Genomic DNA, 22,871 nt, shown 5'->3' on the forward strand with positions numbered 1-22,871 from the left:
CGCGGGTGGCTTCATTCGCCGGCATAGCGAATCCGGTAGATCGCGTTGGCCGCGTCGTCACTGACCAGCAGGCTGCCGTCGGGCAGCATCAGAAGATCATTCGGCCGCCCCCACTCCTGTTCGCCCTGCAACCAGCCCGAGGCGAATACATCGGCGCCGCTGATGGAGCCGTCTTCGGCCACGTAGGCCTGAACGATGTCGTAGCCGAGCTTGGCACTGCGGTTCCAGGAACCGTGACGGGCGATAAACAGGTTGCCACGGTACTCCGCGGGAAACTGCTCGCCACTGTAAAAGGTCAGACCCAGCGCAGCGACGTGCGGCCCCAGCTTCGCAGCCGGCGCCGTGAACTCGGCGCAGTTCCGGCCCGCGCCGAACTCCGGGTCGGCGACGTCACCCTGGTGACAGTACGGATACCCGAAATGCATGCCTTTTCGTGGCGCGTGATTCAACTCGTCGGACGGCAGGTTGTCTTCCAGCAGATCACGGCCGTTGTCGGTGAAATAGAGTTCGCCGGATTCCGGGCGGAACGCCAGACCGACGCTGTTGCGCACGCCGCGCGCCCACACTTCCATGCCACTGCCATCGGGGCGGATGCGCCGGATCTCGGCGAAGTCCGTCTCATCACAGATATTGCACGGCGCGCCGACGGGAACGTACAGCCAGCCATCGGGCCCGAAGCGAAGGTACTTCCAGCCGTGATGGGTCTTGTCCGGAAACGCATCGGACACCACCACCGGTTCGGGTGGGTCATCGAGCGAGGACTCGATATCGTCGTAGCGCAGGATTCGATCCAGGGCTCCGACGAACAAGGCGCCATCGCGGAATTCCAGCCCGGTCGGCATAACCAGATCCTCATCGATCAGAACCACGCGCTCGGCGAATCCATCGTTGTCGGTATCGGACACCGCGTGAACCTTGCCGGCTTTTCGCGACCCCGCGAACACGGTGCCGCCGGGTCCGCGGACCAGTTGCCTCGCGTTCTCCACCCCGCTTGCGTACAGCTCGATCACGAACCCCTCGGGCAGGGAGATTTCGGCAAGGTGTTGCTCGACGGTGGCGTTCGCCGACAAGCCGGCCGGCGACAACGCGAGGAACGCGGGCAACGCGGCCAGCCGGAGCAGAATGTTTCGCATCGTTGATCACCTCGATTTACGCAAGGCGCCATGATGCCATATCGATACGGAAAATCTCGCGATTAAGCGATTTTAGGTAAGATGTCCGTGCGCGGAACCGGCTTGGCGATTCCGCGCCGTCCTTTGGGCCGGGGGGCTGAACGCGGATGTCGTTGTTCGAGGAACTGAAACGCCGGAACGTGTTCCGCGTGGGCATCGCCTATGCGGTGACGGCATGGTTGATCCTGCAGGTCGCCGATATCGTCCTCGACAACACCCCCGCGCCCGACTGGGTCATGCACGTCATCATGCTGTTGCTTGCCATCGGTCTTCCGGTGGCGGTGCTGTTCGCCTGGGCCTTCGAAATGACCCCGGAAGGGATCAAGAAAGAGAAAGACGTGGACCGGTCGAAGTCCATCACCGGCGAGACCCGACGCAAACTCGATGTCGCCATTATCGGTGTGCTGACCGTCGCCCTGGCCTGGTTCGCCTGGGACAAGTTCGGTGGGACGCACGCGCCGGAAGCCGCCGTCGACCCGGCAACGAGGCAGGCAGGCAGCGCGCAACCGGCAGAAGGTGATCCCGCCGCCGATCCGGCGATGGACGAACTGCCGGAAAAATCCATCGCCGTTCTGCCCTTCGTCAACATGAGCAACGACCCGGAACAGGAGTTCTTCTCGGACGGCATCTCCGAGGAACTGCTCAATGTGCTGGCCAAATTTCCCGGCGTCCGTGTCGCCGCGCGCACGTCGTCCTTCCAGTTCAAGGGCCGCAACCAGGACATCGGTGAGATCGCCCGCCTGCTGAAAGTCCGCCACGTGCTCGAGGGCAGCGTGCGCAAGGCCGGCACCCAACTGCGCATCACCGCGCAGTTGATCCGGGCCGATACCGGCTACCACCTGTGGTCGGAGACCTACGACCGCGAACTCGACGACGTGTTTGCGATCCAGGACGAGATCTCGGCCGCGATTGGCGAGGCGCTGCGAGTGGAACTGGCACTGGGAACGGATCACGAGGCCGACCTGCCGCGGGTCGCCGAATCCGCCAATACCGCCGCCTATGAGGCGTTTCTGCGCGGCCGGCATCTCGTCAACCAGCGCGGCCGCAGCAACATCGCCCAGGCGGTGGAAGACCTCAAGCGAGCCGTACGCCTCGACCCGGAATTCGCGCCGGCGCACGCCTGGATGGCGATTGCCTGGACCATGATGCTGGACAGCCCGGGAACCTATGGCGATCTCAGCCTCGCCGAGGTCACCGAACGCGCGACACCCCACATCGAGAAGGCGTTGGAACTCAATCCCAACCTCGCCGAGGCACACGGCGCCAAAGCACTGCTGGCGATGAACAGCAACGGTTTCCAGCAGGCCATGGACGCCACCGCCCGCGCGCTGGAGCTCAATCCGGTGTATATCGACGCGATGAACTGGCGCCAGATCGCCGCGTCGAATTTTGGCGACTATGAAACCGCGCTCGCCATCATGGCGCGCATGGTCGAGGCGGATCCGCTGTCCGTCATCGGTCGGCTGAACTACAGCCCCGCACTCGCCACCAGGGACCTCGAAGCAGGCCGCGAGATGGCGCGCGGACTCATCGAACAGCATGCCTGGGCCGGCTATACCGCCCTGGGCATCACGGAATTCCAGACCGGCGAGGATCTTTCCGGCAGCCTCGGCTGGTTCATGCGGGCCTATGGCGAGGATCCGCATGACGAATTGTCCAATCGCTACCTGATCCGGATTCTGAGCCTGGTCGAAGAATTCGACGAAGCGCGCCGGATCTCCGACGGGAACCTGCACATCGTCGACATCAACGAAGGCCGGCTGGAGAGCGCCCTGCATTCGCTGCAGCGGGCGCACAACGCCGATCCGGAAAACTACGCGCCCATGACCGAACTGGCCGACGCCCTGCACCTGGCCGGCCAGTTCGAGCAGTCTCAGCGGTACTACGACCAGCTGCGGGACTTCTCGCCCCAGCGGCTGGTATTCGACGCGCTCGATGCGTCGACGCGATCCACCATCCGCATGGCCTACAACGAACTCCAGCTGGGCCACCCGGCCGCCGCGGAAGAAGCCATCGCAGGCCACCGCAAAGACCTGGCCAAACGCGAGGAACTGCAGCAGGTCTACTTCACCGACCATCTGGCCGAAGCCATGGCGCGGGCCATCGAAGGCGACGACGAAGGGGCGTTCGAGTCGATCCGCACCGCCATCGATCTGGGCGCGCGCGAGCTCGCGTTCTTCCGCGAGCCCTCTGTCGCCTCACTGGCCGGGCACCCGCAATTCGCCGCCCTGCGTGCCGAGGTCCAGAGCCTGGTCGACGCCGAACACGCCGAAGTGCTACGACTGATCTGCTCGGAAAATCCCATTCCCGACATCTGGCAGCCGCTGCGTGCGACCTGTGCCGGAGCTTCGGCCGGGCCATGAGGTTGCTGACCGAACTCAAGCGCCGCAACGTGGTGCGAATCGGCATCGCCTACCTCGTCGGATCATGGCTGCTGGTGCAGGCCGCAGACCTGCTGCTGGACATCATCGGGGCCGAGGACTGGGTGTTGCGCTCCGTGGTGGTGTTGCTGGCCCTTGGTTTCGTCCCGGCGCTGATCTTCGCCTGGGCCTTCGAGCTGACACCCGAGGGCATCAAGAAAGAGTCCGAGATCGACCGCACCCGGTCCATCACGCAGCACACCGCGAAAAAGCTCGACATCGTGACCATCGTGCTGCTGATCGCCGCCATCGGCCTGCTGGCGCTGGACCGGCTCATTCCGGGACTGGAAACGGCACCCCCCGCACCGGCAAAAACGGTGACCGGAGATCCCGGACATCCAGCGCCGGCTACCCCGGCGGCTGCGTCCAGCGTCCGCTCGATCGCCGTGCTGCCCTTCGCCAACCGATCGAATCAGGACGATGATCTGTTTTTCACCGACGGCATCCATGACGACCTGCTGACCCAGCTGGCCAAAGTGCACGACCTCACCGTTATTTCGCGCACCTCCGTCATGGAGTACCGCGATTCTCCGAAAAACCTGAAGCAGATCGGCTCGGAACTCGATGTCGGCACCATCCTCGAGGGCGGCGTGCAGAAGGTCGGCGAGCGGGTGCGCATCAATGCGCAGCTGATCGACGTGGCTACCGACCGGCACCTGTGGGCGGAGACGTTCGACCGCGAATTGACCGCGGAAAACGTATTCGAACTGCAGTCCGAAATCGCCCGGAGAATCGTCGAAGCGGTCGCGGTCGAGCTCAGTCCCGAAGAAGAACGGCTGCTTTCGGAAGTGCCGACCCAGAGCCTGGCGGCTTATGAGGCCTACCTGAAGGCGCGCGAGGTCTTCTACGGCGCCAATTACGCCCGCAGCCAGGAGGAGGCGGCGCAACCCTACCTCGAAAAGGCCATCGCGCTCGACCCGGACTATGCGGACGCCTACGTGATGCTCTCGACCATATACGGACAACTCTACTGGCGCGGGATCGATACGTCGGCGGAGATGCTGAAAAAGTATCGCGATACGCTCGATCGCGCGATGGCACTGAAGCCCGACGCGCCGGGGCCACTGCGCGCTCGCGCCAATTATTACTACCGTGTCGAAAATGACTACCGGACTTCGCTGGACCTGTTGCACAAAGCCGTTGCGGGCGCGCCGGGCAACGTCGATATCCATGGCGACCTGGGGCTCACGCTGCGGCGCTTGGGCCGATTCGACGAATCCATCCGGAGCTTCGAGCGGGCGCTCGAACTCGACCCCGCCAACCGCTTTTATCACAGCATCCTGCTGGAGACGATGAACGGGGCCCGGCGCTGGCAGGACGTCATCGAACACAGCGTTCCGCTGGAGGACGCGGATCCCGATGACCTCGACATTCAGGTCACCCGGGCCTGGGCCCTGCTGAACCTGACCGGCGACCTCAAACCGCTGGAGCGGGTGTTCGAGCGCATGAACCTGGTTGCATCCACCCAGTTTACTTCCTTCAGTGCGTACGTCCACTGGCTGCAGCGCGACTACGACGGCGCGCTCGAGGTGCTGCGCGGCCCGGTGTGGCAGGAGGTCGCCGAGACGCCCACTCTGGGCGCTACCCGCCGGATGCAGATTGCCGACGTGTTACGCGTTACCGGCGACACCGAGGGCGCCGAGGCCCTCTACGAGAGAATCGCCAGGGCGGGCGACGAATTGGCCGGTCAGGCCTTGCAGGTGCAGGTTTACGACGGTGGCCTTGCCGCTATCGCCTGGGCACGGCTCGGCGAGAACGACAAGGCTCTTGACATCGTCAATGGACTGGTCGAGAGGGTGCCACCGGAACGTGACGCGATGCTGCAACCCGATATTTATTACAACCGCGCGATGGTGCGCGGACTGGCCGGAGACGAGGCCGGGGCGATCGCGGATCTCGAAGTCGCCCTGAGCGTTGACGGCGCCTTCCCGCGTACGAGCTGGGACCTGCACTACGATCCCAATTGGGATTTCTTGCGGGATAACGAGCGTTTCGCGGAATTGGCCACACCCGACAACCTGGTGCGGACCAAAGGACCGTAAACCGCAAGAGGGAATGATCGGAGAAGGTTCGTGCAGGCGAAACTGTTACTATGTAAACCATACGCAACCGTCGGGGAGCCAGCAGACCAGGAATGAAGAAATGTCCGGGCTGTTCCAGGAACTGAAACGCAGGAACGTCATCAAGGTCGGTGCGGCCTATGTCGTGCTGTCCTGGCTGCTTGCGCAGGTGGCAGACCTCGCCGCCGACACGTTCGGCGCGCCGGACTGGGTCATGAAAATGCTGGTGACGGTGTTGGCCCTGCTGCTGCCGCTGGTGCTGTTCTTCGCCTGGGCCTATGAACTGACGCCGGAAGGCATCAAGAAAGAACAGGATGTCGACCGCAGCCAGTCCATCACCCATCAGACCGGTCGCAAACTCGACTTCGTCATTATCGGCGTGCTGCTGATCGCACTGGGTTACTTCGTCTGGGAATCGCGTTTCGAAACGCGAAACGACGAGGCGCCCGCGCAGACAGCAGCCAGCCCGCACGAGTCCGCAGACAAACCGTCGCAGACGGCAGACTCCGAAGTCGACCCCAAGTCAATCGCGGTGCTGCCCTTCGTCAATATGAGCCCGGACCCGGAGCAGGAGTATTTTTCCGACGGCATCTCCGAAGAGATTCTCAACGCGCTGGCCCGGGTCGACGATCTGAAAGTCGCGGGCCGCACGTCTTCGTTCGCGTTCAAAGGCCAAAGCCAGGACCTCAAGGCCATCGGCAAGGCCTTGCGCGTGGCGCACCTGCTGGAGGGGTCGGTGCGCAAGGCTGGCAACACCTTGCGCATCACCGCGCAACTCATCAAGGTCGATGACGGTTTCCACCTGTGGTCGGAGACCTTCGACCGCGAGATGGACGACGTTTTCGCGATCCAGGACGAAATTTCCAACGCGATCCTGGTACAGCTCAAGGCCCGCTTGCTGGGCGGCGAAGCCGTCGCCAGCAAACAGGCCGATCCGCAGGCCTATGCCCAGTACCTGCTCGCCAAGCAGCGCATCTACGAGCGCAGCCAGGCCAGCCTGGAACTGGCGAGAGGCCTGCTTGAACAGGCGATCGACAAGGATCCCGAATTCGCCGCCGCGCATGCGCAGCTCGGCATCACCACACTGCTGCTGTCCGCGGAACAATACGGCACCTTGCCACACCACGACGCCTACGAGCGTGGCCGGGAACACCTGGGTAAGGCGCTGGAGCTGGATCCGACGCAGGCGGAGGCGCTCGCCGGCATGGGTCTGTACCACGGCGACCAGCCCGGCGGCCTCGATACGGCCATCGACTGGCTGCAGCGATCGCTGGCCTCCGACCCGACCCAGGCGAACGCCAGCAACTGGCTGGCCAACGCCCTGCGGCAGTCCGGCCGGATACGCGAAGCCCTCGTGATCCGAGAGCGCGACTTCGCCCGCGACCCGCTGTACATGCCGGTATTCAGCAATCTTCTGCAGTTGTACGCCGCGGCAGGTGAGCACGATCGAGCGCGGCAGGTGCTGGAAGACCTGAAGCCGTACCTGCACGATGACGCCAACATGCTGCTGACCGAGGGTACGTATTATCAGGTCAGCGGACAGTTCGCCCGCGCCGACCTGGCTTTTACCAAAGCGCACGAAAAAGAACCGAAGAATTTCGTCAATCGCCTGTGGCTGTGCAACAACCTGATACTCACAGGCCAGTACCAGCGTTGCGCCGACCTCGACGACAGCGTGCACGCCGCGCTCGCGCTGAGCCGTCTGAACCGGGTCGAAGAAGGCCTGATTGCCGGACAGAAATCGCTGAGCAAGGGGCAGTATCCCGGCTGGTATTTCCAGGCGCTGGTCGAAAACGGCCGCTACCCGCAACTGGTCCAGATCATCGAGAGCCGTTGGGCCGATCTCGCGGCCTTCGAAAATGACTTCCCGGAACGGCAGGGCTGGGGCGCCCTGACCATGGGTTTCGTGGCCGAAGCCTACGCACGCACCGACCGGCCCCGGCAATTCAGCGAGGCGCTGGAACGCGCCCGAGCCAGCAATGAAGCACAGGTTGCGGAAGGCGCCGACAACTGGTCGCTGAACCTGGCCCGCGCCCAGGTGGCGATGCTCGGCGGCGACCCGGATGCAGCCGTTCGTCTGCTGCAACGCGCTTTCGACCAGGGCCTGACCCTGGACCTGACGCACGCCACGGCCTGGCCGGTATTCGCACCACTGCGCGGCGACCCTCGCTTCGAGGCGGCGCGCGGAAGAATGCTCGAGCACCTCAACGCCGAGCGCGTGGAACTGGGGTTGGAGCCTTTGAGCACATGAGCCTGGTCAACGAACTCAAACGACGCAACGTGTTCAAGGTCGGCGCGGCCTATGTCGTGATGGCCTGGCTGCTGGCGCAGGGCGTCGACGTGTTCCTGGAAAATTTCGGCGCGCCCGACTGGGTCATCAAAACCATACTGTTGCTGCTGGTGGCCGGATTCCCGGTGGCGGTGTTCTTCGCCTGGGCCTTCGAACTCACACCCGAAGGCATCAAGAAAGAAAAGGACGTGGACCGGAGCCAGTCGATCACGCACAAGACCGGCCGCAAGCTGGATTTCGTGGTCATCGGCCTGCTGCTGGTGGCGCTGGGCTATTTCGCGGTCGACAAGTTCGTACTGGTTCCAGCCCGGCATGCCGCTGAACAGACCGCAACCACCGAGTCCGAACCGGACGGACCGAAAACCATCGCCGTGCTGCCCTTCGTCAACATGAGCGAAGACCGTGGCAACGAGTATTTCTCCGACGGTATTTCAGAGGAGATTCTCAACGCGCTGGCCCGGGTGCCTGAACTGCAGGTGGCCGGGCGCACCTCCTCGTTCGCATTCAAGGGCGAAAACGTCGACCTCCGCCGGATCGGCGAAACCCTGGGGGTCGACCACATTCTAGAAGGGTCGGTGCGCAAGGCCGGCGCCACCGTGCGCATCACCGCCCAGCTCATCCAGGTGGACAACGGCTTCCATCTCTGGTCGGACAGCTACGACCGCAACCTCGATGACGTGTTCGCGATCCAGGACGAAATCGCCAACGCCATCCTCACCGAACTCAAGGCACGCCTGGTCGGTGACACGCCGGTGGCGGTCGCTTCCGCGCGCACCGACTCCGAGGCTTACGACCTGTACCTGTTGGCCAAGCAGCGCATGTACGAACGGGCTCAACTGCCCCTCGAGAACGCGGCTGAACTGCTCGACCGCGCCATCGCGATCGACCCGGATTACGCGCCCGCCTACGCGCAGCGCAGCGTCGTGGCCCACCTGCTGTCGGAAAGCCAGTACGGCGCCCTGCCGGTCGCACAGGCCGATTCACAGGCCCGGCTGTTCGCCGAAAAGGCCCTGCAGCTGAATCCTGGCCTGGCCGAGGGCTGGGCCGCTCTGGGGCTCTACCAACTGGACCGACCGGGCGAGATCGTGCAGGCGATCGAAAACCTGGAAAAAGCCCTGGCGCTCAACCCGGCATTGATCGATGCCGCCAACTGGCTGCACAACGCATACAACCAGACCACGCAGCCGGCCGAGGCGCTGAAGGTGATCGAAGACGTCCACCGCCGCGACCCGCTGTACCGTCCCGCATTGGGCAACCTCGCCTGGCTTTATGTCGCGATGGACCGGCGTGACCGGGCCCGCGCCATCATCGAGGGCGTTCGACCCTATCTCTCGCAGGACGCCAACATGCTGTGGCTGGACGGCATGATGTTCGAGTCGGCGGGCGAAATCGCGAAGGCGATGCCCTTGCTCGAGCGCGCCGTGGAGTTGTCCCCGCAGGACCGGGTCTACCGGATTCAACTGGGCATGTCGCTACTGCAGACGCACCAGTACGAACGGGCAGCCGACGAAGGCTACTGGTGGACCCAGGCCCAGGCCCTTCGACACCTGGGCCGGGTCGAGGAAGCCACCCTGCTGACGCAGAAGTGGGCCGGCGAAGGCGACGTCGAAGGCTACTTCCGGCTGCTCAACGCCACCGGCCGTTCGGAGATCCTGACCGAGTACCTGGAATCCCGCTGGGCCGACGTGGCCGCCTTCGCACAGGCCTTCCCGGCATTCGCCTACTTCGGCTATGGCACGATGCTCGAAGTCGCGCTCGCTTATCAGAAGACCGGTCAACCGGTCCCGTTCGATTCCGCGATGGCCCTGGTGCGTACCGCACACGACAGCCTGACGAAACAGGGCATCTCGAACCCGTATTTCTACGAGAACGAAGCGACGTACTTCGCGCTCGCCGGTGACCGCATCCGCGCTCTGGATTTTCTTGGCCGCGCCGTGGACGCCGGACGCATGTTCTCCCGCTCGATCGCCGACGACCTGCCGGCTTTTCGGGACTTCGAGGGCGACCCCGAGTACGAGGCCATCGAGGCCCGCATGATCGAGCACCTGAACCGCGAACGCTCCGCTCTGGGACTGGAGCCCGTTTCGACATGAGCTTCTTCGCCGAATTGCGACGCCGCAACGTCTTCCGGGTGGGCATCGCCTACCTCGTGACCGCCTGGCTGGTCGCGCAAATCGCCGATGTCGTCCTCGGCGTGATCGGTTCGCCGGATTGGGTAATGCGCACCCTGGTCCTCGTGCTGGCGCTGGGCTTCCCGTTCGCGGTGATCTTCGCCTGGGCGTTCGAGCTCACCCCGGAAGGCATCAAGCGCGAGAAGGACGTGGACCGGGCACAGTCCATCACGCACCGGACCGGCCGCAAGCTCGACTTCACCATCATCGGCGTGCTGACCATCGCGCTGGCCTACTTCGCGATCGACAAGTTCGTGTGGCAACCCTCTGGGGCGGAATCCGTTTCCGGGTCGCCGAACGCCGCGGCCGTGGAGGGCCAGGGCGAAACGCATTCCGCGGCCTCTTCCATCGCGGTGCTGCCGTTCGTGAACATGAGCGAGGACGCCAGCAACGAGTACTTTTCCGACGGAATCTCCGAGGAAATACTGAACGCGCTGGCACGAGTGCGGGACCTCAAGGTCGCGGGCCGCACCTCCTCGTTCGCGTTCAAGGGACAGAACCAGGACCTGCGGCAGATCGGCGAGGCGCTCGGCGTGGAGCACATTCTCGAAGGCTCGGTGAGAAAGTACGGCAACCAGATCCGCATCACCGCGCAGCTCATCAAGGTGGACGACGGTTTCCACCTGTGGTCCGACACCTACGACCGCGAACTCACCGACGTGTTCGCAATCCAGGACGAGATTTCGACCGCGATTCTCGCTGAATTGAAGACCCGGCTCATCGAGGGTGGCGCGGAGGAAGTCGCCGCCGCGCGTACCAGCACCGAGGCCTACGACCTGTATCTGCTGGCCAAGCAACGCATGTACGAACGCACCGGGCCCACCATCGAGTCCGCGCGCGAACTTCTGGATCGCGCCATCGCCATCGACCCCGGGTACGCGCCCGCACACGCCCAACGCGCCATCGCGACCCTTTTGCTCAGCGAGGGCGCGGGAACCTACGGCGACATCCCGCAGGACCGCGTCATCGCCGATGCCGGTCGAAGTATCGACCGCGCGCTGGAGATCGACCCGGAACTCGACGAAGCCTGGGCCGCCAGGGGACTCTGGCACCTGCAACAGCCGACGGGACTGCGTGCCGGAACGACCGCGCTGGAGAAAGCGCTGTCCATCAACCCTGGCTTGATCGATGCCAGCAACTGGCTGCACAACACCTACATGGCTCTGGGGCGACCGGACGAAGCCCGCCGGATCATCGTGGGCATGGCCGAGCGCGATCCTCTGTATCGACCCGGCGTGCGGAACGTCGTCAACGCTTACATCCTGTTCGGAGAACCCGAACGGGCGCTGGCGCATCTGGACCGGGTGCGCCCGCTGATCCCGAACGACGCGACCCTGCTCAGCAGCGAGGGCGCGGTCCGCCAGGCGATGGGGCAGAAGGCCGAGGCGACGCGCCTGATCGACCGCGCGGTGGAACTGCAACCGTCGAATTCGGTCGCGCGCCTGACCCAGACCTTCGCGTGGCTGGATACCCACCAGAACGAACGGGCAGCTGAGGACGGATATGATTTCCCGCGGATTCTGGGACTGGTGCGGGTCGGCAGAACCGAAGAAGCGACCCTGCTGGCCTACCGGCGCGCCGAAGAGATCGCGGATGTTCCCACCCTGTTCAATGTACTGAACCTGACGAGCCGCTCACCGGAGCTCGTCGCCTACCTCGAAGAACGCTGGGACACCCTCGAATCCCTCGAACGCGATTTCCCGCCCTATGGCGCTTTCGGTCATTTCATGATGCTGGACGCCGCGCTGGCGTACTCCCGAGCCGGCAACCAGGCGCGCTTCGACGAAGCCCTCGAACGCGTCCGCGATCATCATGACCGGCTGATCGCCATGGGCGTGAAAAACGGGGTGTTCTTCATCAACGAAGCCTGCCACCAGGCGCTGGCCGGAGATCTGGAAGCGAGCCTGGGCTGGCTCGAGCGGGCCATCGACAACGGCATGGTGACGAGCCTGCGGATCGCCGACGAATGGCCGTGGCTGGAACCGCTGGAGGGCGATCCCCGCTACGAGGCCATCCAGGCGCGCATGATCGAGCATCTGAACGACGAGCGCGCGCAACTGGGCCTGGAACCGGTGAGTACATGACATGAACAGGGCAGGGAACACGGGCGGATTCCTCGAGGAGCTGAAGCGGCGCAATGTATTCCGCGTCGCGGTGGCCTATCTCGTTTCGGCGTGGCTGCTGTTACAGGTGGCCGACATCGTGCTCGAGAACATCGCCGCGCCGGACTGGGTGATCCAGGTCTTCATGTTGGGGCTGGGAATGGGCCTGCCCATCGCGCTGATCTTCGCCTGGGCCTTCGAGCTGACCCCGGAGGGCATCAAGCGGGAGAAGGACGTCGACCGCAGTCAGTCCATTACCCACAAAACCGGCCGGAAACTGGATTTCACCATCATCGGCATTCTCGCGGTGGCCGTGCTGGTGCTGCTGATCGACCGTTTCCGCGGGCCGGTCGAGCCCGCCTCACCCGAACCGGTAACGATTGCGGAGGAAACGGAGGCGCCAGCGCCATCCGAGCCGTCGATCGCGGTGCTGCCTTTCGTCAACATGTCTTCGGACCCGGAACAGGAATACTTTTCCGACGGCATTTCCGAGGAAATTCTCAACGCACTGGCGCGGGTCCGGGAACTCAAGGTCGCCGGGCGGACTTCGTCGTTCGCGTTCAAGGGCAAGGATCAGGACCTGCGTCAGATCGGCGAGACCCTGGGGGTAGAACACATCCTGGAGGGTTCGGTGCGCAAATCCGGCGCCACGGTGCGCATCACCGCCCAGCTGATCCAGGTCGACGACGGCTTCCACCTGTGGTCGGACACCTACGACCGTGAACTGACCAACGTGTTCGAAATCCAGGACGAGATCGCCACGGCCATTCTCGACCAGCTCAAGGCACACCTGATCGGGCTGGACAGCGCGCCGGCGCCGGGAGCGGCGCAACGCACCGATCCCGTGGTCTACGAGCAGTACCTGCTGGCCAAACAGCGCATTTACGAGCGCAAGCGACTGTCGATCGAATCGGCCGTGGCACTGCTGGACAAGGCCATCGCGAAAGATCCGGCCTATGCGCCGGCATACGCGCAGCGGGGCATCGCGGCTCTGCTGCTTTCCGAGTACAACTACGGCGACACCAAACAGGCCGAGGCCGAAATCCAGGCCCGCCTCTATCTGGACAAGGCGCTGCAGCTCGACCCCGAACTGGCCGAGGGCTGGTCCGCCATGGGCCTGTACCACATCAACCGTCCCGGGGAGAGCCCACAAGGCATCGAAGCGCTGCAAAAGGCGCTGGCGATCAATCCCAACCTGATCGATGCCAGCAACTGGCTGCAAATTGCCTACGGCAACATCGGCGACAATGCCAGGGCCTTGCAGATCCTCGAAGGCATGGTGGAGCGCGACCCGCTTTACCCGCCCGGTTTCGGCAACGCGGTCAATATCTACAATGTCTTCGGGCTGCATGAAAAATCCCTGGCTCTGCTGGACCGTATCCGCCCGTTTCTGCCGGGGGATCCGCAGCTACTCCAGTCGGAAGCCAATACCTGGATGGCGATGGGGCAGCCGAGCAAGGCCATCCCCCTGCTCGAGGCCGCGCTGGAAACGCAGTCCTCCGATGCGGTGATGCGGCAGTTCTTCGGCTGGGGCCTGCTCGCCACCGGGCAGTACGAGCGCGTCCTCGTCGAGGGTCATCCCTGGCACAAGGCCTTTGCCCTCAATACTCTGGAGCGGCCCGAAGAAGCACTGATGATCGGCCGCAAACAGGCATCCGAAGGCGAGGTCTCCACCCTGATCAATACGCTCAACCGAACCAGCCAGCATCGGTTACTGATCGAGTTCATAGAATCGCGCTGGCCGGACCTGGCGGCCTTCGAGGCCGAATACCCCGACGGAGGCACCGGTTTCGGCGAAATGATCGCCATCGCCCGGGCCTATTCGCTGGCAGGCAATCAGTCACGTTTCGACGACGCCATGGCACGGGTGCGCGCCGCCCACGAGAAATCCCTGAAACAAGGGGTCAAGGTCAATTATTTCCTGGCCAACCATGCAAGATTCCTGGCGCTGGCCGGTGACGAACGGCAGGCGATCGACACGTTTTCGGAGGCCGTGGAAGCCGGGTGGATATTCGCCATCCGGCCCGAATCCGTCTGGCCGGAGATGCAGACTCTGGCCGGAGATCCGGCCTACGAGGCCGTGCTGACACGCATGGTCGATAGCGCTAACACCGAGCGAGCCGCGTTGGGACTCGAGCCAATCTCAACGTGACCGCGCACCCGATCGAGAGCTGCCCATGAGCTTAGTTGCCGAACTCAAACGACGAAACGTCTTCCGGGTCGGCCTGGCCTACGCGATCGCGGCCTGGCTGATCATGCAGGTGCTGGAAATCGTGCTGGAGAGCTTCGGCAGCCCGGCGTGGGTCATGAAGACCGTGATCGTCGTGCTCGCGGCCGGTCTGCCGCTGGCGCTGATCTTCGCCTGGGCCTTCGAACTGACGCCTGAAGGCATCAAGCGCGAGAAGGACGTCGACCGCACGCAGTCCATCACGCACAAGACCGGGCGCAAACTGGACCGCATGATCATCGCGGTTCTGGCCGCCGCCGTCGTCGTGCTGCTGGTCGACCGGTTCATGGGCTCCCAGATCGGGCCGGCCCCGGCAACGGGAACGGCGTCCGCTTCGAAATCGGGCTCTGACTCCGGTTCCGAAGCGCAAGGGAATCCGGTGCCGGCGGAAAAATCGGTTGCCGTGCTGCCCTTTGTCAACATGTCCTCGGATCCCGAACAGGAATATTTTTCCGATGGCATATCCGAGGAAATTCTCAACTCGCTGGCCAGGGTGCGGGACCTGAAAGTTGCCGGGCGCACCTCCTCGTTCGCGTTCAAGGGCGAAAACAAGGATCTGCGCGAGATCGGCCAGACCCTGGGCGTGGAGAACATTCTCGAAGGCTCGGTGAGAAAGTCCGGTACCAAGGTGCGCATCACCGCGCAGCTCATTCAGGTCGGCGACGGCTTTCATCTCTGGTCGGAATCCTACGACCGCGAACTCGACGATGTTTTCGCGATCCAGGATGAAATCGCGTCGGCGATCCTGGAACAGCTCAAGGCACACCTGCTCGATGGCGAGCGGGCGGCACTGGCCTCCACCCGGGCCAACTCGGAAGCCTACGACCTGTACCTGCTGGCCAAACAGCGGATCTACGTGCGCTCGAAACCGACCCTCGAATCCGCCGTGGATCTGCTTGACCAGGCCATCGGGATCGATCCGCAGTACGCGCCGGCCTACGCGCAACGCGCCATCACCACCCTGCTGCTGTCGGACGAGGATTACGGCACGATACCGGCCGAGAAAGCCGAGGCGCAGGCCCTGACCTATGTGAAACAGGCCGTCGACCTCGACCCCGAAGACCCGGAAGTACTGGCGGCCTCCGGGCTGTATCAGATGAACCGGCCGGGGAAAACCGACGAGGCCATCGCCGCGCTGGAGCGTGCCCTGGAGATCAATCCGAACCTGGTGAACGCCAGCAACTGGCTGCAGGCGGCATACGCCCGGGCCGGCCGGATCGAGGAAGCCGTCGAGGTGCTCGAAACCCTGGTCGAGCGGGACCCCTTGTACCGTCCGGGCGTCGCCAATGTGACCAGCTGGTGGGTCAACCGGGGACAGATTGACAAAGCCAGGGCCCTGATCGAGCGAATTCGACCCTCCATGCCCAACGACCCCTTTTTGTTGCGCATGGAGTCCAGCGTGCTGTACGCCAGCGCCGAGTACGCGAAAGGGCTCCGCCTGGCGGAAAAAGCGCTGGCGCTGCGGCCCAATCACTATCCGAATCAGGACGCTGTGGGGCAGGGGCTGCTGGTCACCGGGCAATACGAACGGCTGGCCGCCGAAGGTCACCCCTGGCAGCGCATCATCGCCCTGCAGGCGCTGGGTCGTCTGGAAGAGGCCATCCTGCTGGCGCAGCAGGAGGCCGGCAAGGGCGACGACGTCGGTTCGCTGATCGGGCTGCTGGCGAACAGCGGGCGGCCCGAAGAGGCCGTAGAGTTCATCGAGGATCGCTGGGATTCCCTGGATGCGTACGAAGCCGACTACCCCCTGCTCGGAGGGGGTGGCGTCGACACGATGCTGGATATCGCGCTGGCCTACTCGCTAACCGGAAACCAGGCACGGTTCGATGACGCAATGGCGCGAACCCGGAACGGCCTGGACCGGCTGTATGCCATGGGCATGCAAAACGACTTTCTGCCCCTGCTCGACGCGGTCTGGCACACCCTGACCGGTGATCCCAACGGCGCGCTCGAGCTTCTCGATACGGCCGTGGACCGCGGATTCATTGCCGCCGCCAGGCTTTCCGACGCGTGGGCCGCACTGAAGGCCCTGGACGGCGATCCGGAATTCGAAGGCATCCAGGCGCGCATGTGGGAGCATCTGAACGAAGAACGCGCCGAGCTCGGGCTGGAGCCCTATCTGACATGAGACGGTGGCGTGAACCCGGGCGCTGGAACCCGATCCGGGACGACTGACCATGATGCGTAACCTGATCCGGGAGCTGGAGCGGCGCAACGTACTCAAAGTCGCGGGCGCCTACCTGGTCGCCGCCTGGCTGATTGCCCAGGTCGCCGACCTCATCATGGAGAGTTTCGTCGCGCCGGACTGGACCATGCGCGCGCTGCTGATTGCGCTGGCCATCGGCTTTCCGATCGCGCTGACCATTTCGTGGAAATTCGAAGTCACGGCCAAGGGCGTCATCCCGGAAAGCGAAGTGGATCGTACGGTGCGTATCACGGACCAGAGTGGCCGGCGGGTGGATATCGTTCTGATCGTCATCGTCGCCGTCGTCATCGTGTTCATGGGACTCGAACGCTTCGTGTTCTCGAAACGTTACGAAGCGCAAAGGCAGCCCGCCTCCATCGAGGCTTCCACTGCGGTGGAAAGCAGCACGAACGCGGATTCCGGCCAGCCGGAATCCACGTCCGTCCCGACCTCCGAACCGGCGATTGCAGTCCTGCCTTTCACCGTGTTGAGCACCGGCCCGGACGACGATTACTTCGCCACCGGCCTCAGCGAGGAGATCATCAATGCGCTCGGCCAGTTGCCCGGGCTGCGGGTAACCGCGCGGTCGTCATCATTCGCATTTCGCGATGCCGAACCGACCATCCGGGACATCGCCGCCCGGCTCGACGCGACCCACGTCGTCGGGGGATCGATAGCTCGCGCCGGCGACCGGCTGCGCGTGACCGCGCAACTGCTCCGCGCCGCCGACGACGCGCAATTGTGGTCGGAGTCCTATGACGCCCGCTCCGAAGACACGCTGGAGGTGCAGACGGACATTGCCGGAAAGGTCGGCACCGCTTTGGGCATCCTGATCGACGACGGCCTGCGCCAACGCATGCGGCACGTCGGCACCCGCGACATCGAAGCCTTCATTGCCTATCAAAAAGGCATGGAATACTTTGAGCGAGCCCACCAGGAGCCCAACCAGATCAGTTTGCTGCGTCAGGCCAATGTCCATTTCGAGGACGCTTATCGACGCGAGCCCGGACTGGCGGCGGCTTCCGCTTACCACACCGACCTGTTCAACCACGTGCTGTTGTCACAGGCGGCCGGCGAACTGAATGGCGAGATCACGGATCGTGATGTCGAAGAAGCGCCACGACACCTGGCCGAGGACTACGACCGCATCATCGAACATGCGCGCTCCACGGTTCTGCGCCGCAACGCCGAGTTCGACCGTGCCCTGATGATGGGCGACTGGCGGCGTATCGGCGCCCTGAGCGATCAGGCCGCGGCGTCATCCGGTTGCGAACCGGCCCTGTGGCTGCACCTGGCAGGACCCCTGTTCAAGCGAACCGGGCCGGTGCTCCAGACGTTCCGGCGCGTGGCCGTCTGCGATCCCCTTCGCGTGCGCCCCCAGGTGCATCGGGTCGGCGGCCATCTCTGGTCAGGCGATGCGGATCGCGCGCTGGCCGCCGCGCGTGCCGGACTGGAACGTTCGGAACATCCTTCGATCTCACGAAACTTCGCCCTGTCGCTGGCTTTTCTCGGCCGCCACGATGAAGCCGCGCAGTGGGCCGCGGGACGGATCCGGGACGAGAATGAACTGTTGCAGGTCCAGTCCATGCTGGCCGCGATCCGGGGCGACCGCGCCCGGTCCGCCGAGCTTGAATCCCGCTACCTGGGGCGACATGGACCCGACGACCGCTCTTCGCTGGTGCTCGCCGCGCTGCGGGGCGAGCGGGCCGAAGCCAATCGCCTGGCCCGCCTGATCGACGACCGGCCGTTTGGCCACATGGTGTTGCTGCAAGCTGTGTATGCCTGCCTGTGCGGAGCTCCATTCGATATTGCTCAGACACCCGTGTTCGCCGGATTGCTGGAAAGCTCGGGTGAGGCCTGGCCGCCGGCCGCTCCCTACGCTCTGCCACTGAGGAAAGCACCTTGATTGTTTACGTGACCAATGGCCCGTGCCGGCCGACCCGGCGTAGGCCATGATGGACCGGACCATGCATGTGTACGATATCTACCACCATCCGGTTTTCGGCGACGAAGCGGTGCGTCGCGGATTCTCCTGGTCCGCCTTCCTGTTTCCGCCGGTGTGGGCCGTGTGGCGCGGCCTGGGTTGGATCACTTTGCTTCTGGTCAGCGCCTCCACCCTGATGTTCGACATCGCCGAATTCACCGGTTTCCTCGCCGAAACGCCGGCGCTCCAGGTCCCGGTGCTGTTGCTCCTGATGGCCGCGATCGGCTGGTTTCCCGGGGTCGTCGGTTATCGCTGGCATGCGCGGCATCTGCGCGATTGCCAGTTCGTTTTCAAATGCACCATCGTCGCCAGCGGACGCCGGCAGGCGATCCGCGCCGCCAACGATGACCGCTACTCCTGGGCCATGCGGGTCGCTTCTTCCTGACCAAAACCATTCCCCACCGTACGTCAGGCCGATTTCAGAATCGGCCCCAACGGGTGTACCCTATTGATCGGGTTGCCGTTTCTCGAGCGACCCGAACAGAAACTACAACAACCAACCCAGGGAGAATCGAATCGTGGATCTAGCACTGCTACAGGGCAATGCGATTGCCTTCCTTTTCAGGTGGATTCACCTGCTCGCCGGCGTGGCCTGGATCGGCATGCTGTGGTACTTCAACTTCGTGCAGGGAGAGTATTTCAAGGAAGCCGATGCCTCCTCCAAGTCCGACGCCATCCGCAAACTCGTGCCGCGCGCGCTGTGGTGGTTCCGCTGGGGCGCCATGTTTACGTTCCTCAGCGGTATCGCGCTGCTGGGTGCCAAGCACCTGAGCGGCTACGGCATCATCGTCGGGGCGACCCTGGGAACACTGATGTTCCTGAACGTCTGGCTGATCATCTGGCCCGCACAGAAAATCGTGATCGCGTCGGCCGAGAAAGTCGCGGCCGGTGGTGAGGCGGACCCGGCGGCGGCAGGCGCGCTGGGCAAAGCCGGGCTGGCATCCCGCACCAACACGCTGTTCTCCATCCCGATGCTGTTCTTCATGGCCTCCTCGGTGCACCTGGGGCAGTTGAGCACACCGGTAACCCAGGCCAGCATATTGTCGCTGCTGCTGGTGTTCGGCATCATCGTGCTGCTGGAGATCAACGGGATCAAAGGCAAAACGGGACCGATGACCAGCGTCAAGGGCGTCATCCACATGGGTCTGCTGCTCACCCTGGTGCTGTACCTCGGTATCGATCTGCTCTGAGCGACTGAACCGCATGTGAACGGACCAAGGGGCCAGACCCGCACTCCGATTGCGGGTCTGGCCCCGTTTTTTTTGCAGTTGGAAAAGGAACAGGTATGACGAAAGACGTTGCATTCATCGGCCTGGGCGTCATGGGATTTCCCATGGCCGGCCATCTGGCACGGGCCGGGCACCGGGTGACCGTGTTCAACCGCACCCGCGAGCGGGCCGAAGCGTGGACCGCCGAATATGGCGGGACCCGGGCCGAAACGCCCCGCGAAGCGGCCGCGGCCGCCGACGTGGTTTTCTGCTGCGTGGGCCGCGACGCCGACCTGCGCGCGGTCACCCTGGGTGACGACGGAGCGTTCGCGGGGCTGCGCGACGGCGGCATTTTCGTCGATCACACCACCACCTCGGCCGAGGTCGCGCGCGAACTCGACGTCCTGGCACGTGAGCGTGGCTGCCAGTTCATCGACGCCCCGGTGTCCGGCGGCCAGAGCGGCGCCGAGAACGGCCAGCTCACGGTGATGATCGGGGGCGACGAGAAGGCCGTGGAAACGGTGAGACCGCTGATCGACTGTTTCGCCCGCATGCAGGCCCGCATGGGTGATGTCGGGGCGGGTCAACTGACCAAGATGGTCAACCAGATCTGTATCGCCGGCATTGTGCAGGGCCTGGCCGAGGGCGTTCAATTCGCTCAGCGGGCCGGCCTCGACGGGAAACAGGTGTTCGACGTGATCTCGAAAGGCGCCGCGCAGAGCTGGCAAATGGACAACCGCGCCGAAACCATGCTGGCCGACGAGTTCGACTTCGGCTTCGCGGCGGACTGGATGCGCAAGGATCTCGGCCTGGTGCTGGACGAGGCCCGCCGCAACGGCGCCGTGTTGCCGGTGGCCGCCCTGGTCGACCAGTTCTACGCCGGCGTCCAGGCGATGGGCGGCGGACGCTGGGACACGTCCAGTCTGCTGCGCCCGCTGAATCGGCTGCACCGCGACTGACCGATGGCTGGCGGCCCGGAGCGGCAGGCCGAAACGCTGTTGCGTACGGCATTCCAAACAGCCGTTCGGTCCACGCTGCCGGAGCACTGCCTGCCTGCGCACCTGCCCCGCCCACCGTCCGGCCGGCTGGCCATAATCGCCGCCGGCAAGGCGGCGGTCGGCATGGCGCGCGCGGCGAATGATCGATACGGGCGAGCCGGCCGCGGCCTCATCGTCGCCCCCGCCGGTACGCCGAACCCCGACATCGCCGGTTTTGAATTCATCGCCGCCGGGCACCCGGTTCCGGACACCGGCTCCGTCGCAGCCGCGTCGCGTGCACTCGAACTCGCCGCATCCCTGGCACCGGACGACCTGCTGCTGACTCTGATCTCCGGCGGCGCCTCGGCCCTGCTCGCCGCACCGGTCGACGGCGTAACACTGGATGAGAAACGCGAACTGACCCGGGCCCTGCTCGCCAGCGGTGCGCCGATCGGCGCCATGAACCTGATCCGGAAATGCCTGTCACGCATCAAAGGCGGGCGACTGGCGGACGCCAGCGCCGCACCGGTGGTCACTCTGGCCATCTCGGATGTGGCCGGCGACGACCCGGCCGCCATCGGTTCCGGCCCCACGGTAGAGGACGCCGGAAGACTGGCAGATGCCCGCCGCATTCTCGCCAGGCACGCTATTCAGGTGCCGGCCGGAATTCACGCCGCACTGAACGATCCCGCCAATGAACCACCCGACCTGTCCGGCCGGGCGAATGATCTGCCGTTCACCATCGTGGCCAGCGGCAACACCGCCCTTGAAGCCGCCGCCAGGCTACTGACCGAAGCCGGGTTCGTCGTCGGCAATCTCGGAGACGATGTGGAGGGCGATACGCGCGCCGTCGCCTGCGAGCATGCCGAACGAATCCGGGGCCTCGCCCGGGACGCAGTCCGCGACCGACAGCCGCGTTGTCTGCTCTCTGGCGGCGAACTGACCGTCAAACTCGGCCCGTCACCCGGCGCCGGAGGACCCAACACCGACTATCTCCTGGCCCTGGCGCTCGAACTTTCCAATAGCAACGGCATGCCGGCTTCCTGCTGGGGCCTGGCGGCCGACACCGACGGCATCGACGGGCACGGCGGACACGCAGGCGCCCTGTTCGGACCCGACACGATCCACGCAGCCGCCGCCCGGGGGCTGGATCCCGCCGACTTCCTCGCGCACCACGACTCGGCCCGCTTCTTCGCCGAGTCCGGCGGCCTGCTCACGCCGGGGCCGAGCGGAACCAACGTCAACGATTTCCGCTGCGTGCTGGTGCTGCCGGACTGACCCCGACCGCACCGAACCCCGGCCGGTTATCGGCACCACGGCGGGCGCGTCCGGCACTCTTCAAATTTCAATGCACCGGGGAATATTCCCCAGCAAATTCCAACGGCCACCCAAGACTCATCGCAGATCGTTCGCTACTGAAGCAGCAAGAGGCGATGGTCTGGTCAACTGGCACCCCTCTCCGACGTCACGGACCTGCCTCACAGGTGCCTTTGGCCCCTCTGGTAGCCGCCGAGTGGGTGGACGGACCCGGGGTCGAGGGCACAGGGATGTGCCCGAGAGGCCCGATCGAGCACGACTGCAGGGATGCAGGAGGTAGGGCAACGCAGGAGCAGTTGCCGATGGATGCGAGTCGGGCCGACCCCGGCAGCCGACCACCCGCGAGGGACCCGCGAAGCGGCGGCGGACCCGAGGCGGCCAGGACACCTGTGAGGCAGGTCCTCCTGCGCTGGAAAGATTTGATATTCAGTCGTTCCAGAACGAACCGACGGATCCGGAGGGCCGAATGCAGCCGTGAAACAGGTCCCCTGCGCAGGAAAGAACTGAGGTTCAGTCGACCCAGAGACAGCCGACGGACTCGTTGGCGCCAATCATCTGTGAGATGCGTCCTGACACGGCCGGGCGAACAAGCGACTGGCCGACCCTGCCGTGTGATGGGCCCTGAACTTTCTCATCCGCCCAACACAGCCTGCTGGTCGGAGTTTCGCGCTGGATGCGGATTTTCGACACGAAGGAAACACGGGTTCCCCCCAAAAAAACGGGCCGCATCAGCGGCCCGAATGGCTCATTGCCGTACT

13 protein-coding genes are annotated in these 22,871 nt (G+C 64.4%); 12 read left to right on the forward strand and 1 reads right to left on the reverse strand.

Annotated features, from left to right (window positions below):
- Positions 1-11: 11 nt before the first annotated feature.
- Entirely contained in the window at positions 12-1,133 is a 1,122-nt protein-coding gene (locus V3330_RS18265; RefSeq protein WP_354696891.1) for a PQQ-dependent sugar dehydrogenase, read from the reverse strand.
- 146 nt (positions 1,134-1,279) lie between these two features.
- On the opposite strand from V3330_RS18265, the gene V3330_RS18270 reads away from it, so the two are divergent.
- From V3330_RS18270 to V3330_RS18325, 12 genes are all read left to right on the forward strand, one after another.
- Positions 1,280-3,535, forward strand: a complete 2,256-nt coding sequence (locus tag V3330_RS18270; protein ID WP_354696892.1) for a tetratricopeptide repeat protein — start codon at positions 1,280-1,282, stop codon at positions 3,533-3,535.
- Positions 3,532-5,634, forward strand: a complete 2,103-nt coding sequence (locus V3330_RS18275; protein ID WP_354696893.1) for a tetratricopeptide repeat protein — start codon at positions 3,532-3,534, stop codon at positions 5,632-5,634. The genes V3330_RS18270 and V3330_RS18275 overlap by 4 nt, the downstream gene beginning before the upstream one ends.
- Positions 5,635-5,734: 100 nt before the next feature.
- Positions 5,735-7,903, forward strand: coding sequence for a hypothetical protein (locus tag V3330_RS18280; protein WP_354696894.1), 2,169 nt, complete (start codon positions 5,735-5,737; stop codon positions 7,901-7,903).
- Positions 7,900-10,035 (forward strand): tetratricopeptide repeat protein, encoded by a 2,136-nt coding sequence (locus tag V3330_RS18285; RefSeq protein WP_354696895.1) that lies wholly within the window; start codon positions 7,900-7,902, stop codon positions 10,033-10,035. The genes V3330_RS18280 and V3330_RS18285 overlap by 4 nt, the downstream gene beginning before the upstream one ends.
- Complete coding sequence (locus V3330_RS18290; protein ID WP_354696896.1) at positions 10,032-12,197, forward strand: tetratricopeptide repeat protein; 2,166 nt, start codon at positions 10,032-10,034, stop codon at positions 12,195-12,197. Before V3330_RS18285 ends, V3330_RS18290 begins: the two co-directional genes overlap by 4 nt.
- Position 12,198: 1 nt before the next feature.
- Complete coding sequence (locus V3330_RS18295) at positions 12,199-14,367, forward strand: tetratricopeptide repeat protein (RefSeq protein ID WP_354696897.1); 2,169 nt, start codon at positions 12,199-12,201, stop codon at positions 14,365-14,367.
- A gap of 25 nt (positions 14,368-14,392) precedes the next feature.
- On the forward strand, positions 14,393-16,570 hold the full coding sequence (locus V3330_RS18300; RefSeq protein WP_354696898.1) for a tetratricopeptide repeat protein: 2,178 nt from the start codon (positions 14,393-14,395) through the stop codon (positions 16,568-16,570).
- A 49-nt stretch (positions 16,571-16,619) separates the two neighbouring features.
- Positions 16,620-18,533 carry a hypothetical protein gene (locus tag V3330_RS18305; RefSeq protein WP_354696899.1) on the forward strand — a complete coding sequence of 638 codons (1,914 nt, stop codon included), beginning with the start codon at positions 16,620-16,622 and terminating at the stop codon, positions 18,531-18,533.
- 46 nt (positions 18,534-18,579) lie between these two features.
- Positions 18,580-18,996, forward strand: coding sequence for a DUF2628 domain-containing protein (locus V3330_RS18310; RefSeq protein ID WP_354696900.1), 417 nt, complete (start codon positions 18,580-18,582; stop codon positions 18,994-18,996).
- A 133-nt stretch (positions 18,997-19,129) separates the two neighbouring features.
- The gene (locus tag V3330_RS18315; RefSeq protein ID WP_354696901.1) at positions 19,130-19,801 is read left to right on the forward strand and encodes a urate hydroxylase PuuD; all 672 of its coding nucleotides are present in this window, start codon (positions 19,130-19,132) and stop codon (positions 19,799-19,801) included.
- 95 nt (positions 19,802-19,896) lie between these two features.
- A complete protein-coding gene (locus V3330_RS18320) occupies positions 19,897-20,778 on the forward strand; it encodes an NAD(P)-dependent oxidoreductase (protein ID WP_354696902.1) in 882 nt (293 codons plus the stop codon).
- Positions 20,779-20,781: 3 nt separating this feature from the next.
- Positions 20,782-22,074 carry a glycerate kinase type-2 family protein gene (locus tag V3330_RS18325; RefSeq protein ID WP_354696903.1) on the forward strand — a complete coding sequence of 431 codons (1,293 nt, stop codon included), beginning with the start codon at positions 20,782-20,784 and terminating at the stop codon, positions 22,072-22,074.
- Positions 22,075-22,871 lie beyond the last annotated feature (797 nt).

This window comes from Elongatibacter sediminis (assembly GCF_037892215.1).
GTDB classification, from domain to species: domain Bacteria; phylum Pseudomonadota; class Gammaproteobacteria; order Xanthomonadales; family SZUA-36; genus Elongatibacter; species Elongatibacter sediminis.

Excerpts from the sequence above, each read along its gene's own strand:
- V3330_RS18310 (WP_354696900.1), top strand. The coding sequence starts at position 18,580 with ATGATGGACCGGACCATGCATGTGTACGATATCTACCACCATCCGGTT.
- V3330_RS18270 (WP_354696892.1), top strand. The coding sequence starts at position 1,280 with ATGTCGTTGTTCGAGGAACTGAAACGCCGGAACGTGTTCCGCGTGGGC.
- V3330_RS18300 (WP_354696898.1), top strand. The coding sequence starts at position 14,393 with ATGAGCTTAGTTGCCGAACTCAAACGACGAAACGTCTTCCGGGTCGGC.
- V3330_RS18285 (WP_354696895.1), top strand. The coding sequence starts at position 7,900 with ATGAGCCTGGTCAACGAACTCAAACGACGCAACGTGTTCAAGGTCGGC.
- V3330_RS18325 (WP_354696903.1), top strand. The coding sequence starts at position 20,782 with ATGGCTGGCGGCCCGGAGCGGCAGGCCGAAACGCTGTTGCGTACGGCA.
- V3330_RS18320 (WP_354696902.1), top strand. The coding sequence starts at position 19,897 with ATGACGAAAGACGTTGCATTCATCGGCCTGGGCGTCATGGGATTTCCC.
- V3330_RS18290 (WP_354696896.1), top strand. The coding sequence starts at position 10,032 with ATGAGCTTCTTCGCCGAATTGCGACGCCGCAACGTCTTCCGGGTGGGC.
- V3330_RS18295 (WP_354696897.1), top strand. The coding sequence starts at position 12,199 with ATGAACAGGGCAGGGAACACGGGCGGATTCCTCGAGGAGCTGAAGCGG.
- V3330_RS18275 (WP_354696893.1), top strand. The coding sequence starts at position 3,532 with ATGAGGTTGCTGACCGAACTCAAGCGCCGCAACGTGGTGCGAATCGGC.
- V3330_RS18280 (WP_354696894.1), top strand. The coding sequence starts at position 5,735 with ATGTCCGGGCTGTTCCAGGAACTGAAACGCAGGAACGTCATCAAGGTC.
- V3330_RS18305 (WP_354696899.1), top strand. The coding sequence starts at position 16,620 with ATGATGCGTAACCTGATCCGGGAGCTGGAGCGGCGCAACGTACTCAAA.
- V3330_RS18265 (WP_354696891.1), bottom strand. The coding sequence starts at position 1,133 with ATGCGAAACATTCTGCTCCGGCTGGCCGCGTTGCCCGCGTTCCTCGCG.